At 50.3% G+C, this 15396-nt stretch carries 14 protein-coding genes; 8 read left to right on the plus strand and 6 right to left on the minus strand.

From position 1 onward, the window contains the following. Window positions 1-14: 14 nt before the first annotated feature. The 4 genes from smc to plsX all read right to left on the minus strand — a co-directional run bounded on the left by smc (window position 15) and on the right by plsX (window position 5590). Window positions 15-3575, minus strand: coding sequence for a chromosome segregation protein SMC (gene smc / locus ACESZP_RS10280; protein WP_499708968.1), 3561 nt, complete (start codon window positions 3573-3575; stop codon window positions 15-17). 11 nt (window positions 3576-3586) lie between these two features. Further along, window positions 3587-4270 (minus strand): ribonuclease III, encoded by a 684-nt coding sequence (rnc, locus tag ACESZP_RS10285; protein WP_178038686.1) that lies wholly within the window; start codon window positions 4268-4270, stop codon window positions 3587-3589. A 77-nt stretch (window positions 4271-4347) separates the two neighbouring features. Continuing rightward, complete coding sequence (gene acpP / locus ACESZP_RS10290; RefSeq protein ID WP_178038685.1) at window positions 4348-4581, minus strand: acyl carrier protein; 234 nt, start codon at window positions 4579-4581, stop codon at window positions 4348-4350. Window positions 4582-4585: 4 nt separating this feature from the next. Then, complete coding sequence (plsX, locus tag ACESZP_RS10295; RefSeq protein WP_435391116.1) at window positions 4586-5590, minus strand: phosphate acyltransferase PlsX; 1005 nt, start codon at window positions 5588-5590, stop codon at window positions 4586-4588. 193 nt (window positions 5591-5783) lie between these two features. On the opposite strand from plsX, the gene ACESZP_RS10300 reads away from it, so the two are divergent. Continuing rightward, a complete protein-coding gene (locus ACESZP_RS10300; RefSeq protein WP_499708969.1) occupies window positions 5784-6740 on the plus strand; it encodes an aldo/keto reductase in 957 nt (318 codons plus the stop codon). A 50-nt stretch (window positions 6741-6790) separates the two neighbouring features. On the opposite strand, the gene ACESZP_RS10305 is transcribed toward ACESZP_RS10300, so the two are convergent. Next, on the minus strand, window positions 6791-8269 hold the full coding sequence (locus ACESZP_RS10305; RefSeq protein WP_499709047.1) for a recombinase family protein: 1479 nt from the start codon (window positions 8267-8269) through the stop codon (window positions 6791-6793). A gap of 39 nt (window positions 8270-8308) precedes the next feature. Then, window positions 8309-8668, minus strand: a complete 360-nt coding sequence (locus ACESZP_RS10310; RefSeq protein WP_147609118.1) for a hypothetical protein — start codon at window positions 8666-8668, stop codon at window positions 8309-8311. Between the two features lie 256 nt (window positions 8669-8924). Between ACESZP_RS10310 and ACESZP_RS10315 the strand changes: the two genes are divergently transcribed. The 7 genes from ACESZP_RS10315 to ACESZP_RS10345 all read left to right on the plus strand — a co-directional run bounded on the left by ACESZP_RS10315 (window position 8925) and on the right by ACESZP_RS10345 (window position 15392). Next, window positions 8925-9116 carry a hypothetical protein gene (locus tag ACESZP_RS10315; RefSeq protein ID WP_499708970.1) on the plus strand — a complete coding sequence of 64 codons (192 nt, stop codon included), beginning with the start codon at window positions 8925-8927 and terminating at the stop codon, window positions 9114-9116. A gap of 154 nt (window positions 9117-9270) precedes the next feature. Beyond that, window positions 9271-9879 carry a transglycosylase SLT domain-containing protein gene (locus tag ACESZP_RS10320; protein WP_499708971.1) on the plus strand — a complete coding sequence of 203 codons (609 nt, stop codon included), beginning with the start codon at window positions 9271-9273 and terminating at the stop codon, window positions 9877-9879. Beyond that, the gene (locus ACESZP_RS10325; RefSeq protein ID WP_015554713.1) at window positions 9854-10075 is read left to right on the plus strand and encodes a hypothetical protein; all 222 of its coding nucleotides are present in this window, start codon (window positions 9854-9856) and stop codon (window positions 10073-10075) included. The genes ACESZP_RS10320 and ACESZP_RS10325 overlap by 26 nt, the downstream gene beginning before the upstream one ends. Beyond that, window positions 10065-10463 carry a PDDEXK family nuclease gene (locus ACESZP_RS10330; protein ID WP_015554714.1) on the plus strand — a complete coding sequence of 133 codons (399 nt, stop codon included), beginning with the start codon at window positions 10065-10067 and terminating at the stop codon, window positions 10461-10463. The genes ACESZP_RS10325 and ACESZP_RS10330 overlap by 11 nt, the downstream gene beginning before the upstream one ends. Then, complete coding sequence (locus ACESZP_RS10335; protein ID WP_499708972.1) at window positions 10457-11860, plus strand: DEAD/DEAH box helicase; 1404 nt, start codon at window positions 10457-10459, stop codon at window positions 11858-11860. Before ACESZP_RS10330 ends, ACESZP_RS10335 begins: the two co-directional genes overlap by 7 nt. After that, window positions 11851-14358: an ERF family protein gene (locus ACESZP_RS10340; protein ID WP_499708973.1), complete on the plus strand. Its 2508-nt coding sequence runs from the start codon at window positions 11851-11853 to the stop codon at window positions 14356-14358. Before ACESZP_RS10335 ends, ACESZP_RS10340 begins: the two co-directional genes overlap by 10 nt. Continuing rightward, the gene (locus ACESZP_RS10345) at window positions 14358-15392 is read left to right on the plus strand and encodes a YqaJ viral recombinase family protein (protein ID WP_499708974.1); all 1035 of its coding nucleotides are present in this window, start codon (window positions 14358-14360) and stop codon (window positions 15390-15392) included. Before ACESZP_RS10340 ends, ACESZP_RS10345 begins: the two co-directional genes overlap by 1 nt. The last annotated feature ends 4 nt before the right edge of the window (window positions 15393-15396 follow it).

Below are 15396 nucleotides of genomic sequence, written 5' to 3' on the forward strand. Positions count from 1 at the left end.
CCCCCTGAATTTAACTATTCATCTAATTCCTCTTCAATCAGATTTACGGAAACCAGCGTGGAAACGCCCTTCTCCTGCATGGTAATACCATACAGACGATCTGCGGACTCCATGGTTCCCTTCCTATGTGTAATAATAATAAACTGTGTATTCTTTGTCAACTTATGAAGATATTTTGCAAAGCGGTTTACGTTGGAATCATCCAAAGCTGCCTCAATCTCATCCAGCAGACAGAAGGGCGAGGGTTTCAGGTTCTGAATGGCGAACAGGAGTGAAATGGCCGTCAGGGCCTTTTCTCCGCCGGAAAGCTGCATCATGTTCTGCAGCTTTTTGCCGGGCGGCTGGGCGATAATCCGCACGCCTGCCTCCAGCATGTCCGCATCCGGATCCAGCTCCAGGGTTCCCTTTCCGCCACCGAACAATTCTTTGAAAGCCTTGTCAAACTCTACCCGAATCCGGGCAAACTGTTCTTCGAACTGGCGGCGCATGCCTGTATCCAGTTCCGAAATAATGCCCATCAGGGTCTCCTCGGCCTTTACCAAGTCGTTCCGCTGGGTGTTCATAAATTCATACCGCTCTGAGATATTTTTATAATCCTCAATGGCATTCACATTGACATCACCCAGCTTCCGTATCTCATCCTTCAGCACACTGGTCTGCTTCTTCAGTGCCGCCAAATCCATATTCTCTTCCTGTTTCATGGGAAGGGCTGTGTTGTAGGTCAGCTCGTACTCCTCCCACATGTAATCGGTCAGAGAATCCGCCGTTTCTTCCAGTTTTTCCCTCTGACTGTTCAGGCGGAAAACCTCTTTATCCAGCCGGGTCTGCTTATCGGACAGCTCCTCACGCTTCGTAAAGAAATCCTTCTGGCCGGTCAGCAGTGCTTCCCGCTTGCCGCCAAGCTCTGCGGTCTCACCGTTTAAGCGCTCGCTCCTGGCGATCATGTCCTCTATCTGCTTCCGCAAAGCGCCGATGCCTTCCTCTTTGGCTTCAATGTCGGCATTGCCCTTCTGCATACCCTCGTGAATCTCCTGCTCTTCCGTATGAAGTCTCACAAGCTCCCGCTCAATACGGGCCGCGTTTTCATCCACAAAGCCCGCCTTCTGGGTCAGAGCCGCCAGCTTCAGGTGCGCCTTTTCGTTGTCGCCGATGCTCTCAGCCTCGCTCTGCTTCAGCTCAGCCAATCTTGCCTGCGCCGTCTCGATTCTGGCCTCGTTCTGCTTCTCCTGCTCCTCAGACTCCCGTATTTCCCGGAAAATAGCTTCGCGGCTGTCATGAATATCCGCAAACTGCTTCTCGATTTCCGAGAGTTCCTTTCGAAGTCCGGAATAGCCCTCAATAATCTCATCCAGTCTTGCTTTCGCCTGATCGGAATTCATCTTCGCCGTATTCTGCTGCAGATACAGCCGCTGTAGCTCTGTACTTAAGGACTCTGCCTCCGCGCGCCGCTCCCGGCGCTGCTCCCGCAAAGTTTCGATCTGAAGACGGGCTTCCCGGATATCAGCCTCCAGCTTCTGTACATTCTCTTCCAGCTCCGTCAGTTCCCGCTTTCGGCCAAGCAAATTGCTGGAATTGCGGAAGGCTCCGCCGGTCATGGAGCCGCCGGGGCTTAAGGACTCGCCCTCCAACGTGACGATAAAGATAGAATGCTTGTATTTCCGGGCAATGCGGATAGCGTCGTCAATGTGCTCTGCCACCAGTACCCGGCCCAGCAGATGCTGTACTACCCGATCATACTTTTTGTCCGCCCGTATCAGAGTACTGGCAAGGCCGATGGCGCCCTTTTCCTTCAGGGCCTCCGGCTTCGCGAAGCCGCCCCGTCCACCCACGCTGGTCAGGGGCAGGAAGGTGGCCCGGCCAAACCGGTTCTTTTTCAGATATTCAATCAGCTCCTTGGCAGTATCCTCATTTTCCGTGACAATATTCTGGATGCTGCCGCCCAGAGCTGTCTCGATGGCGGTCTCATACCGCTGATCCACTTTGATGAGGTCCGCTACCACGCCCTCGATGCCCGGCACGTTCTTTTTCTGCTCCATGACCTTGCGGATGCTGTTGCCGTAGCCATCGTAGCGCTCGGCCATGTTCCGCAGGGATTCCAGGCGGGAGGATTCCCGGTGAAAAGCGCTCTGGCCAATCTCCAACTCCTCGTTCTTTTTTCCCAACTCCCGGCGCAGGCCTTCGGCTTCCGCCTCCTTCTCCCGCTGAGCTTCCGACAGTGTAATAATTCTTCCGGAAATTTCTTCCAGTTTCTTCAGATGTCCTTCGTACTGTACCCGCTGCTCTTCCTCACTGCTTTTCGCCAGCAGCAGCTTCTGATTCAGCTCCGTTCTCCGAATCTGGGCCTGCTCCTGCATGGCGTCGTAGCGCTGCAGGCGGCCCTTGGTGGAGGCCCGCTCATTTAACAAACTGATGATGGTGTTCTTGCAGATCTCAGCGGCTGTATTTTCCGCCTCGATCTGCTCCCGCAGCTCCTGTAAGCGCGCGTCGGCCTCGCCGGAAACGGAGGCAGCTGCCTCCAGCTGCTTTGCAAGCTCCGCCTGCTCTGCCGCCAGTTTTTCTCTGGCCTCCTGCCGCTCCTTCACATCCGCCGCGATATTTTTCAGACGTCCTTCCAGCTGCTCGCCGCCCTGTCGGACGGAGTTGATCTGCTCCTTCAGGACTTCAATCTGGCCTTCCAGCTGCTGACGGCCCAGACCCGCCCTGGACGCCGCTTCCTTCGTCTCATCCAGACGTCGGTTCAGCTCCTCTAACTCTTCTTCGATGCGGGCGTGTTCCTTTTTGATATTCTCATACTGTCCGGTAGTCTCTTTTAACTCCCGATCCGTATCGCTGATTTTCTGCTCCAGCTCCGTCAGCGCCCCCTGGACACGCTCCGTCTCCAAAAGGAACATATTCACATCGCAGAGCTTTAATGCTTCTTTTTTCTTCAGATATTCTCTGGCTGCCGCTGACTGCTTTTCCAGCGGTCCCAGCTGCTTTTCCAGCTCCGCCAGAATGTCGTTAATGCGGACGATGTTCTGCTTCTCGTCCTCCAGCTTCTTCTGGGCCGTGTTCTTCCTGCGTTTGAATTTCACGATTCCGGTGGCCTCGTCGAAAAGCTCCCTGGACTCCTCCGGCTTACTGCTTAGAATCCGGTCAATCTGGCCCTGTCCGATGATGGAATAGCCCTCTTTACCAATACCGGTATCGTAAAACAGCTCGTTGATATCCTTGAGCCGACAGGCTGCGCCATTGATCAGGTACTCGCTCTCGCCGGAACGGTAGAGACGTCTTGACACCGTCACCTCTTCATAATCTATGGACAGCTGATGATCGGAATTATCCAGCGTAATCGCCACATAGGCATAGCTTAAGGGCCGCCGGTTTTCGGTTCCCGCGAAGATGACGTCCTGCATACTGCCGCCTCGCAGCTGCTTCACCCGCTGCTCGCCCAGAACCCAGCGCACCGCGTCCGCCACATTGCTCTTGCCGCTGCCGTTGGGTCCTACAATGCCGGTGATCCCGTTGTGAAAATCGAATACAATCTTATTTGCAAAGGACTTAAAGCCCTGTACCTCTATACTTTTTAAATACATTCCTTACCCCGTTATCCGCGGACTTTTCTGGCCAGAAGTGCCCGGTACGCCGCTTCCTGCTCCGCCGCCTTCTTAGTCCGGCCGCTGCCGCTTCCAAGCACCTTCTCGCCCAATACCACATTTACCGTGAACCGCTTATTGTGATCCGGTCCCTCTTCCTTCACCAGTTCATAGTGAATCGGTTCCTCGGTTTCACTCTGAATCTGCTCCTGAAGGATAGTCTTGCTATCATAAAAGAGTTTTTTATGCTCAATGTCATTTAAAATAAAATGATGTACGAATTCTTTTGCATTAGCAAAACCACCGTCCAGATAAATCGCGCCAAGCAATGCCTCCATGGCATCTGAGGTAATGGAATCCCTGTCACGTCCGCCGGTCAGCTCCTCGCCTTTTCCCAGCCTCAGCCATTCGCCTAACCCCAGGTCTCTCGCGCACAGCGCCAGGGTCTGCTCACAGACGATGCTCGCGCGGGTACGGGTGGCCTCACCCTCCGGCATGGTCGGATAATTCTGATACAGGAACTCACTGGTGGCAAGCTCCAGTACCGCATCTCCTAAGAACTCCAGGCGCTCGTTGTTCTGCAGGCGGTCCCAGTGGCGCTCGTTGGCATAGGAGCTGTGGCACAGGGCGTGCTCCAAAAGCCTCCGGTCGTGAAAATGGTAACCCAGTTTGTTTTCTAATTCTTCCAGCTTCATTTGTTCTCCTCACAAACAATAACGTAAAAATGTCTCAGAAAAGCCGCAGCCTTTCTGAGACAAGTTTCATATTCTTCTTAGTCCTTCTTCAGATTGCGAATGGCTTCCACCGCGTCGCCGACGGACACGATTTTCTCAGCTTCCTCCTGGGCGATCTCGATGTCGAATTCTTCTTCGATTCCCATGATAATCTGAAATACGTCCAGAGAATCTGCTCCCAAATCGTCTACAAATGTGGTGTCCATGGTGATCTCATCCTCATCCACATTCAGAACATCCGCAATAATTCCTTTCAGTTTTTCAAATTCCATTGTTTCATCCTTCCTCTCTTACGATATTCTCTTTAATCTTATCATTAATCCGCTGCTCTTTAAATGTTACGCACTGGATAATGGAGTTCTTTACTTCTTTTGCTTTGGAGCTTCCGTGGGTCTTCACCACCAGGCCCTTAAGACCCAGAAGCGGCGCTCCGCCGTATTCGGTAGCATCAAAGGACTTCAGCGTCTCCTTCAGCGCCGGCTTCACCAGCAGCGCGCCGATTTTGCTTCGGAGAGTGCTCATCATACCGGCCTTGATCTTGCTGACCAGCACGGCTCCCACGCCCTCATAAAGCTTCAGGATGACATTTCCTACAAAGGCCTCACAAACGATAACGTCCGCCTGTCCGTGGGGAATCTCTCTTGCCTCAATATTGCCCACGAAATTGATACCCTCACACTCCTTCAGAAGCGGATAAGTCTCTTTCACCAAGGCGTTGCCCTTCTCCTCCTCGGCTCCGATATTCACGATAGCCACCCGGGGATTCTTCACGCCCATGACGTGCTCCATGTAGATGGAACCCATCTTGGCAAACTGTACCAGATGAGACGGTCTGGCATCCACGTTGGCTCCGCAGTCAATCAGCAGAGACACGCCTTTTTCCGTCGGAATTAACGGCGCCAGGGGCGGTCTCTCCACGCCCTTGATGCGTCCCACCAGAAGCTGGCCTCCTGCCAGTACGGCTCCCGAGCTGCCTGCCGATACGAAGGCGTCCGCCTTCTCCTCTTTTACCAGCTTCAGTCCGACTACAATGGAAGAGTCCTTCTTCGTCCGGATAGCTGCCACCGGCGGCTCCGCCGTCTCGATCACCTCTGTCGCGTTCACGACCTCTACCTGCTGCTCTCTGTATGAATATCCCTTTAGCTTCTCCCGAATCAGTTCTTCTTTGCCCACGAGCAGAACCTGAATGTCCTCCCGCAGCGCTACGGCTTCCATGGCGCCCTTGATAATCTCGTCCGGCGCATTGTCGCCGCCCATTGCGTCCACCGCAACTCTGATCATATCCTGCATAAATCCTTCCTCCTGATCTCCTGATCCTATGTATGCAGATCCTTTATCATAATACTAAATATCAAATGAGAAATCAACAGTTTCTTTTGGGTTTGATTTTTTCGCTGATCCATGTATAATTACAATAAATACAACAATTTTGACAACATATTTTACATAATATAAGAATTTCAGAGGAATCTTTATGCAGAAAAAAGCTTTAGGAAATACAGACATCAAAGTCAGCGTCGCGGGCTTCGGGGTGCTTCCCATGGGTCCAAGCCAGCTGGCTCTGCCGGTGGAGCAGGGTGCAGCGGTGATCCGCTACGCGCTGAAAAGAGGATTTAATTTTCTGGATACGGCGCAGTACTACCGAACCTATCCGTATATCAAAAAGGCACTGGAACATGAGGGCTTTGACGATGTGGTCATTTCCTCCAAATCCCTCTGTACCGATTATGACGGGATGATGGAAGCGGTGCTGGAGGCCCGGGAGGAGCTGGGGCGCGACGTCATTGATATTTTTCTCATGCATGAGGTACGTTCGGGACAGCTTGAGGAGCGGGCCGGGGCTTGGGACGCGTTACAGGACGCCCGGGCAAAGGGGCTGGTGCGGGCCATCGGACTCTCTACCCATCACATTGATGTCACGGAGGCCGCCGCTTCCATGCCGGAGCTGGATGTGGTCTTTCCGCTGATCAATTACGCTGGACTGGGGATTCGAAAAGGGGATGCCTTCGGTTCGAAAGAGGAAATGCTCGCGGCCATCCGCCGCTGCCACCGGGCTGGCAAGGGCGTCTTTTCCATGAAAGCCTTCGGCGGCGGAAGTCTCACGTCCCATTATCAGGAAGCGCTTGACTATGTATTCTCCAAAGAGGAAATCGATTCGGTCATGATCGGCTTTGGAAAAAACGCGGAGGTGGACGATCTCATCGCCTATCTCGACGGCTCCATGCCAAAGACCTACAACCCGGACGTCTCCAAAAAGAGGGTCTACATCAACCAGGAGGACTGCGAGGGCTGCGGCTCCTGCAAGGCCGCCTGTCCCGCCGGGGCCATCTTTTACAACGACAACGGCCTGGCTGAGGTCAACCATGACAAATGCCTGACCTGCGGGTACTGCAGCCCGGTGTGTCCGGTGCGGGCTGTAATTATGTATTAGTCAGCGATATAGAAAGAAAATACCACCTGTCAAATGACAAGTGGTATTTTTTATGGAGCTGTGCGCTCAATATCCGAACTCGAGATAGTGAGCGTATTGTTCCCCGAAATGTTGAAAGTCAACACGAGCTTGCGTCCTTTGTCCCCATCATCGTACACATAAACCGAGTTGACAAGCGTGTCGATGATACGCCGCTGATACTCAACATCTTCTATATCACCCCTCTTGAACGATTCGAGCCAATACATAATTCGCTCCTTCGTCAAGAGGGGCTTTTTCATTTCCTCCCGGGCAATCTGCCCTTCGAGGTCTCTGCGTTCTTCTTCCAGCTCCTCAAGACGTTCCTTCGTTGTTGGTGTGATAATGCCTTGCTCTATTGCAGACATGAGGTTCTTGATTCTCTTATTGGTCTCCTTCAATCGTTCCTGTAAACCTATGAGAATGGAGGTGTCTTGAAGCTCCTTCTCAATCAGCTCCATAGCTCGAGTGGATATTTTTTCTATGTTTTCATCGGTGAGTACCTGTTGCACCGTGAACTCAACGACAGTCCGCTCGAGCCATTCTTTTTTCTCGACTTTCTTCTCACAGTTATGCTTCCTCTTACGATTTACGCACTTGTAGTAATGGTGAACCTTCCCGGTCTTTGAAGTGCCACTCTCACCCACCATAGGCTCGCCACAGTGACCGCAGAAGACCTTTGTAGTGAGTAGATAGTCCTCTATGGCTTTGGATTTTGCCCGGGCTGTGTAGTTGTGCCGGAAGGTTGCTTGCACCTTATCGAACAAGGTCTTGTCGATGATAGGAGGTACTGCGTCCTCCAAGACTACATCATCGTATCGGTACACTCCAATGTATTTATCATTTCGCAGAATCCGGGACAAGCTGTTCTTATTGAAAGCATTTCCTCGGGAGGTCTTGAACCCATGCTCATTCAACCAGTTTACAATCTGCGTTTTGGACTTGCCCTCTGCGTACATCGTGAAGATAGTTCTGACGGCTTTTGCACCTACTGGGTCAATCTCATACTGACGGTCATTTCCTATCTTATAACCAAGCACAGGACTTCCCATAGCGATACCGTGGAGAGCGTTCTCTTTCATACCTCGCTTGATACTCCGGGCAAGGTTCTCGCTGTAATACTCCGCATAGCCCTCGAGGACGGATTCAAGAATGATTCCTTCCGGGGTGTCCGGCATTGGTTGTTTGGCGTAGAAAATCTTCACACCATTACGTTTGAGCTTTGCTTTGTAAATGGCACTGTCGTACCTGTTTCGGGCGAAGCGGTCGAGGGTGTACATAATCACAGCGTCAAAATGCCCCTTCTCGCTGTCTTTGATAAGCCGCTGGAAGCTCGGTCTGTTGTCTGTCTTGCCGGAGATAGCCCGGTCGATATATTCGTCTACGACAATAAAGTCGTTCTTGAGAGCAAATTCGTGACATTCACGAAGCTGTCCCTCGATTGATTCTTCTCGTTGGTTGTGGCTCGAGTAACGAGCATATATTACCGCTTTGATAGTCTCACCTCCAATATCTTCTTTCTATATATCAAAGCGAAGGGAATGACCTTATCACATTGCCGCAGTTGTTCCCTTATCCCCCTCAAGCTCCTCACGGTTCTCAAATTCATAAGCCATAGACATGAACTCATGCTTCGCTCGCCGGGACAGTCCTCGGTAGATACGAAGAATGTCTTCCTCGTCTTCGTTGGCTGGTTTGGTCTCGGGTAAGTCTTCCTCGTCTGCGAAGAAGTCCATGACGGAACACTCAAGCAATTTTGCCATTTCCAGCATTTCGGATTCCTTCGGTAATGACCCTTTAGTGTTGATGGCTGTTGCGAAAGAACTTGAACCCTTAACAGCTTTGACAATGGCGGTCAGATTCGTGCCTTTTTCAGCACAGATACGATTGATATTCTCTGCGAATGTCATAGTGATTCCTCCTCTGCAAAAAATAAATTCGTAAAAACCGAATTTTCCTATTGACAATTCGCATAATAAGAATTAGAATAAGAACATGAAGTTCGGAAAATGCGAATTGGCAATAAGAAAGCGACCTCTCGAAAATGGCAGTTTTCGGGAAGTTATAGTTATTGATGGTCTTATAAGAATAATAACAATAATTCGCCTATTTGTCAATGGCAATTCTGATTTCAAGAATTTATATCGTGAAGGAGGTAAGAGATTCGTGGACATTAAAGAGAGAATGACAAATGTGGGAATGACACAGGTAGACATGATACTGGAATTGCAGAAGCGAGGTTATGCAGTTCAGCCGCCTATGATGTCAAGTATTCTCCGAGGGGTTTATACCTATCCCAAGGCAAAGCAGATTCTCGCTGTTTGCAAGGAAATTCTCAAGGAACGTGAGAATGAATGAGCCTGTCAGAAGTACAGGTAAATGACCTCGCAAGACCCTTAGTGGGTATCATCACAAAGTTTTACGCAGACCCTAAGAATGAGGAGGATTTTCAGAAATGGCTACGCAATGTAGAGGAACAAAAACAAAAAGAATCAACAGACATAAGCTCGCTGTGATTCAAGCATATATCATCATCGGTACGCTGGTACTGATTGGCTTTATCGGTGGTCTTGTCGTAGGACGAGCTACCGCTCCGAAGAAACAAGTTACCGTAACGGAGACGGCTGAAGTTCCTTCCTACGAAGCCGATTCCCTCCCGGTTGCCGAAGAAGTTACATATTTCGATGTACCACTTTCACACAGCTTGCAGAGATACATCTACGAGGTGTGTGCGGACGAAAATGTTCCAGTGTCACTCATTATCGCAATGATAGACCAAGAGAGCAAGTTCAACCCGGAAGTGGTTAGTAAGACCGGGGATTACGGTCTCATGCAGATTAACACCATCAATCACGAATGGCTGGCAGAGGAATACAGAACAGCGGATATGCTTGACCCATATCAGAATGTTTTCTGTGGAATTAAGGTCATTGGTTCGTACATTCAGAACTACAATGACTACGGTTTAGCTCTGATGGCATACAACATGGGTGACTACGGTGCTAAGAAAGCATGGGAAAACGGTATCAAATCCACCTCATACAGTGAGAGCGTTCTTGCTCTCATGCAAAAGTATGAACAGGAGGTGAATGTAAATGCCACAAATGCTGACGCTAAGTAACGGCAGACCCGAAACAATCCTATCCCCGAAGGATTTTGAGGATTTGATTGATAAGCACATGGGTATGGACTGTGCGAATTACTATCAGAATCAGATAGAACAGCTTTCAGAACTCATTCGAGACCTTGACAGTTATGTGGACGATAAAGACGTTCACTCGACCGTCAAGGAGGTGCTGAAAGAACATGGCTACTAACCGAAAAATCGGTAACAGTTTTGAGACCGAGTTCTGTGAGCTACTGTTCCAGCATGGATTTTGGTGTCACAACATGGCGCAGAACGCCGCCGGGCAACCAGCAGATGTTATCGCTGTTAAAAACAAAACGGCGTACCTCATTGACTGTAAGGTGTGTTCAAACAACCGATTCCCTCTCTCGAGAGTGGAAGAAAATCAGCACTTTGCTATGGAAACATGGAAAGCCTGTGGAAATGGCGAGGGCTGGTTCGCACTCAAGGTCGAGGACGAAATCATTATGATTCCTCACTTTTCAATGGTGGCTCTCTCCTATGAGAAGTCAACTCTGAATCTGACGGACATTCGAGAGTATGGAACGCCACTGGAAAGGTGGTTGAAGAAATGCTGATTGAAGTCTCAAACACACTGACAGTCGAGAACCCTACCCCGGAAATGGTGCTGTGGTGCAAGAGAAACCTCACCATACCAAACCCGGAATATGCGAAGAAATCTCGCATGAACCTGTGGCTCGGTAACACGCCGAAAGTCCTGTCACTCTATGAGACCCGAGGAACAACGCTGGTGCTTCCGTTTGGAACACTCCGACTACTACCGAAGGACATATCCGATAAGGCACTGTTCTTGAGCGAATTTGCCGCCCCTGTGGAGGTAAATTATAACGCCGATGTTCCACTTTATGACTACCAAGAAATCGCCGTACAAGCGATGGTAGCCGCCAAGTATGGGATATTACAGAGTGCCGCCGGAAGCGGTAAAACGCAGATGGGTATTGCCCTCGCCGCAAGGCTGGGACGGCGTACATTATGGCTCTGCCACACACTCGACCTTATTAAACAGAGTAAGGAACGAGCCAAGCTCTATATGAGCGAAGACCTCATGGGTACTATCACGGAAGGAAAAGTCAATCTCGGTGAGGGAATCACCTTCGCCACGATTCAGACCATGTGCAAGCTCGACCTCGCACAGTACCGGGACTACTGGGATTGCATAATCACAGACGAGGTACACAGGGTCAGCGGCAGTCCTACCGCCGTGACACAGTATCAAAAAGTGCTGAACAGTTTATCGGCACGACACAAATACGGTCTGTCAGCAACGGTACACAGGTCAGATGGAATGATTAAAGCTACCTACGCCCTCGTTGGTGAGGTTGCCTACAAAGTCCCGAACGAAGCTGTGGCTGACAAGATTATGAAGGTAGGTATCTACCCTGTGGGTACAGGGGTGCAGATAAGCCGGGAAGCCCTTAACACGGACGGAACGCTGAACTACACAAAGCTCATTACCTATCTTACCGAAAACGCCGCCCGGAATCAGCTCATTGCAGATTCCATTGAGCAGAGACCTTCTCTGATTCTGTCGGACAGGCTGAATCACCTCGAGGTGCTGATAAGTCTTCTCCCGGCTGATATGCGGAAGGACGCTGTGATGATAAGCGGCAAAATGACAACTAAAAAGGGCAAGGCTGAACGAGAACAGGCTCTTGAGGACATGAGGAGAGGCAAGAAGAAATACCTCTTTGCTACATACTCACTGGCGAAGGAAGGGCTGGACGTACCACGGTTGGAGCGTCTGTACCTCACCACCCCACAGAAGGACTACGCTGTGGTGACACAGAGTATCGGGCGTATCGCTCGTACCTTCGATGGAAAGTCAGACCCTATCGCCTACGATTTCGTGGACGATATAGCTTACCTCGTGAAGTCCTATAAGAAGCGATGTACGACCTATCGAAAGAACGGCTGTTACTTCGTAAAGGAAGGAGGGACAAGCCCATGCGATTGATTTCTTATGACTGTGAGGTCTTCGCCTATGACTGGCTCGTAACCCTCAAGGATAAGGAAACAGGCGTTTACACCTGTATTTGGAACGACAACGAAGCTCTGAAAATGGCATTGTCCGATGATTGTATCTATGTCGGTTTCAACTCGAAACACTACGACCAGTACATCATCAAAGCGATTGCCGCCGGGTTTGCCACGGAGGAAATTAAAAAGGTCAACGATTTCATTATTGCCGGAGGGCAAGGCTGGCAGTGTCCGCTTCTCGATGGTATCTACTTCCGTTTCAGTAATGTGGATATTCGAGACGATACGCAACAGGGGTTATCCCTTAAAGCCATTGAAGGACACCTCGGTATGTCGGTTAAAGAATCCAGCGTACCGTTTGACATTGACCGTCCTCTGACCCCGGAGGAAAAAGCCGAGACGGAGTTCTACTGTAAACATGACGTTGATACCGCCGAGAGACTGATTGACATTCGTAAAGACTACTTGAAGAACAAAATCAACCTCGGTCGGCTGGCTGGTCTTGATGAAGTCAAGGCAATGGGTATGACGAACGCCAAACTGACTGCGGCAATGCTGAAAGCAACCAAGAAGCCACACGATGATGAACGCAAGTATGTCTACCCGGACAATCTGCGAAAAGAGTACATACCACCCGAGGTTTTCGCTTTCTTCGATAGAATGTATGACCTCTCCATTTCAGACAGTGAGCTTTTCAAAGGCAAGTTCAATCTGAACATCGGTGAGTGTCCTGTGACACTCGGGTATGGCGGTATTCATGGTGCAATCCCAAACTTCTTTTGGGAGGAAACCAAGGATAGAGGAATTTGGAATGAGGACGTAGGAAGCTACTACCCACACCTCTGTACCATCAATGGGTACACAAGCAGAAACATTCCGTCTCCGCAGATTTACGAGGACATTCTCGACCGCCGTATGAAAGCGAAAGCCGCTGGCGATAAGCACACGGCGAACGCTCTGAAACTGGTTTGCAACACCACCTACGGTTGCTTGCTGAATCAGTACAACGACCTCTACGACCCTCTCATGGGTAGGTCGGTCTGCATTTCCGGGCAGTTATATCTACTGGAACTTGCAGAGCATTGTTACCAAGAGATTGAAGGACTGCGAATTGTCCAGCTCAACACGGACGGTATCATGGTCGAGTGCGATAAGAAGGACTACGACACACTGACCGCTATCTGTGCTGAATGGCAGTCTCGTACAGGCTTTGACCTCGAGGAAGATACCGTTGTCAAGATAGCGCAGAAAGACGTAAACAACTACGTTGAGGTTCAGCCGGGCGGCAAAGCAAAAGCCAAAGGCGGCTATCTCGTGAAGGGTATCGCTCCGGCTGGTGCTTTCAATATCAATAACTCCTGTGTGATTGTGGCTACCGCCCTCAAGGAGTTCTTTGTAAACGGAACGCCTGTCGAAGACACCATCAATAGTTGCGATGATATTTTCCAGTTTCAGATTATCGCCAAAGCCGGGGCGAAGTACCGGGAAGCCTATCATGTGGTGGACGGTGAAAAGCAGTCCGTTCAGAAGGTGAACCGAGTGTACGCCACAGCGGACGAGAGATACGGAAAAATCTTCAAGGTGAAAGCCGAGGACGATTCCGAAGCGAAAATAGATTCTCTCCCGGAACACTGTATCATCGACAACGATAACGAGCTGTCCATTGACGAGGTAGACAGAAGTTTCTACATTGCAATGGCGAAAAAGCGAGTTGACGATTTCAAGGGTATCAAACCCGAAAAAACTAAAAAGCCAAGGAGGACAAAGAAAATGGCAACTACTACCAAGACCACAAATGTATATCAGAAGCTCCTTACTGCAAGGGCAAAGTTCCTTGAAGCGAACGTGGAGAAGACAGGAAAGAATATGCACCTGTCCTTCAAATACTTCGAGCTTGAGGACATTGTACCGACCGCTATCCGCATTTTCAATGAGGTTGGTCTTATCCCTGTGGTGAACTTCACCGCTGATGTTGCAACCATGAACATCATCAACACCGACAACCCGGAGGAATCCGTACCGTTCGTTGCTCCGTTCAATCAGATTGCTCCTATCGTGAGCAACGCTGGCAAACAGGCTACAAACGAAATGCAAGCTCTCGGTTCTTCCATCACCTATATGCGCCGTTACCTGTATATGATTGCGCTGGACATTTGCGAGAGCGATTCCATTGACGCAAATCTCGGCAATGGCGAGACTGCTTCCGCTCCGGCGGCAGAGAAGAAAGCCCCGGCTACTCCCGAGCAGAGACAGGAAGTGAAGGAGAATCTGACTGCTCCGGCTGACAATGCTTCTGCTTTACAGATTAAGGGTCTGAAAGCTGTTCTCAAGAAGCTCAAGGACGCTGACCCGAGCAAGGAGGAACTGATTGCGAACATCGCAGTACAGACCAAGGGATTCACGGAGATTTCCAAGTCCGATTGCGAGACGCTGATTCAGAAGATTACCGCAATGCTGGAAGGAGGGGCTAAGTAATGGCAGACATTAAGTGGCTCGAGGGCAATCGTATTCAGATTGCCCCTCCCAAGAGAACCAAGAAAATCACAGGTACTCGCTTCGCTACTATCCTCGGTCTGAATCCGTGGAGTACCGCATTTGAAATGTGGTGTGCGATTACCAAGACCTATGAGAAGCCCTTCGAGGACACTATCTACACGGTTGCTGGTAAGACCATCGAGCCGAAACAGGCTCGCTACATGGAGCAGTCCTACGGTATGGACATTGTTCGCCCTTCCGATGTGTGGGGTGAGGACTACTTCAATAAGACATGGGGAGATTTCTTCTCGGAGAGCAAACACCTCGGCGGTATGTGGGACTATCTGATGAAGGGTGAAGACGGCAAGACCATCGAAGCTGTTCTCGAAATGAAGACCACCAAACGTGCGGAGGACTGGCAGAACGATGTTCCCGAGTATTACGCATTACAGGCGGCATTATACGCTTACCTGTACGGTGTGGACGATGTGATTATGGTCGCTTCCTTCCTTGACGAGAAGGACTACAAAGACCCGGCGGCGTATCAGCCGACCGCAAGCAACACCATCACTGTTGAGTTCAAGGTCTCCGAGCGTTACCCGGACTTCGCAGACAAGGTAGCCGCCGTTGAGCAGTGGTGGGTTGATTATGTCGATACTGGTATCTCCCCGGAGTATGACGAGAAGAAGGACGCTGAAATCCTTGCGGCACTCCGCACCAACACCCTGTCTCCCGAGACTGACATTGAAGCTCTGATTGCAGAAGCCGAAGGTCTCAAGAAGGAGCTGGACAAGATTTCCGCTTCTACCGCAGACAAGGAGAAGCGTCTCAAGACCATCAATGACATTATCAAGGAACACGCTATGGGGCAGTTCCGTGATGATGATAAGAAGGTCGAGGTCAAGGGTTCTACCTATGTGTGGACTATCTCTCGTTCCGAGACTACCAGCGTTGATAAGGACGCTCTGAAAGCTGACGGATTGCTGGATAAGTACAGCAAGAAATCTGAAACCTACCGTATGACGGTTAAATAAGGAG

Origin of the sequence: Candidatus Dorea massiliensis AP6 (assembly GCF_964245105.1) — a bacterium.
Taxonomy (GTDB): Bacteria; Bacillota; Clostridia; order Lachnospirales; family Lachnospiraceae; genus Laedolimicola; species Laedolimicola intestinihominis.

Excerpts from the sequence above, each read along its gene's own strand:
- plsX (WP_435391116.1), bottom strand. The coding sequence starts at position 5,590 with ATGATCAGAGTTGCGGTGGACGCAATGGGCGGCGACAATGCGCCGGAC.
- acpP (WP_178038685.1), bottom strand. The coding sequence starts at position 4,581 with ATGGAATTTGAAAAACTGAAAGGAATTATTGCGGATGTTCTGAATGTG.
- ACESZP_RS10345 (WP_499708974.1), top strand. The coding sequence starts at position 14,358 with ATGGCAGACATTAAGTGGCTCGAGGGCAATCGTATTCAGATTGCCCCT.
- smc (WP_499708968.1), bottom strand. The coding sequence starts at position 3,575 with ATGTATTTAAAAAGTATAGAGGTACAGGGCTTTAAGTCCTTTGCAAAT.
- ACESZP_RS10300 (WP_499708969.1), top strand. The coding sequence starts at position 5,784 with ATGCAGAAAAAAGCTTTAGGAAATACAGACATCAAAGTCAGCGTCGCG.
- ACESZP_RS10325 (WP_015554713.1), top strand. The coding sequence starts at position 9,854 with ATGCCACAAATGCTGACGCTAAGTAACGGCAGACCCGAAACAATCCTA.
- ACESZP_RS10335 (WP_499708972.1), top strand. The coding sequence starts at position 10,457 with ATGCTGATTGAAGTCTCAAACACACTGACAGTCGAGAACCCTACCCCG.
- ACESZP_RS10330 (WP_015554714.1), top strand. The coding sequence starts at position 10,065 with ATGGCTACTAACCGAAAAATCGGTAACAGTTTTGAGACCGAGTTCTGT.
- ACESZP_RS10340 (WP_499708973.1), top strand. The coding sequence starts at position 11,851 with ATGCGATTGATTTCTTATGACTGTGAGGTCTTCGCCTATGACTGGCTC.
- ACESZP_RS10310 (WP_147609118.1), bottom strand. The coding sequence starts at position 8,668 with ATGACATTCGCAGAGAATATCAATCGTATCTGTGCTGAAAAAGGCACG.
- rnc (WP_178038686.1), bottom strand. The coding sequence starts at position 4,270 with ATGAAGCTGGAAGAATTAGAAAACAAACTGGGTTACCATTTTCACGAC.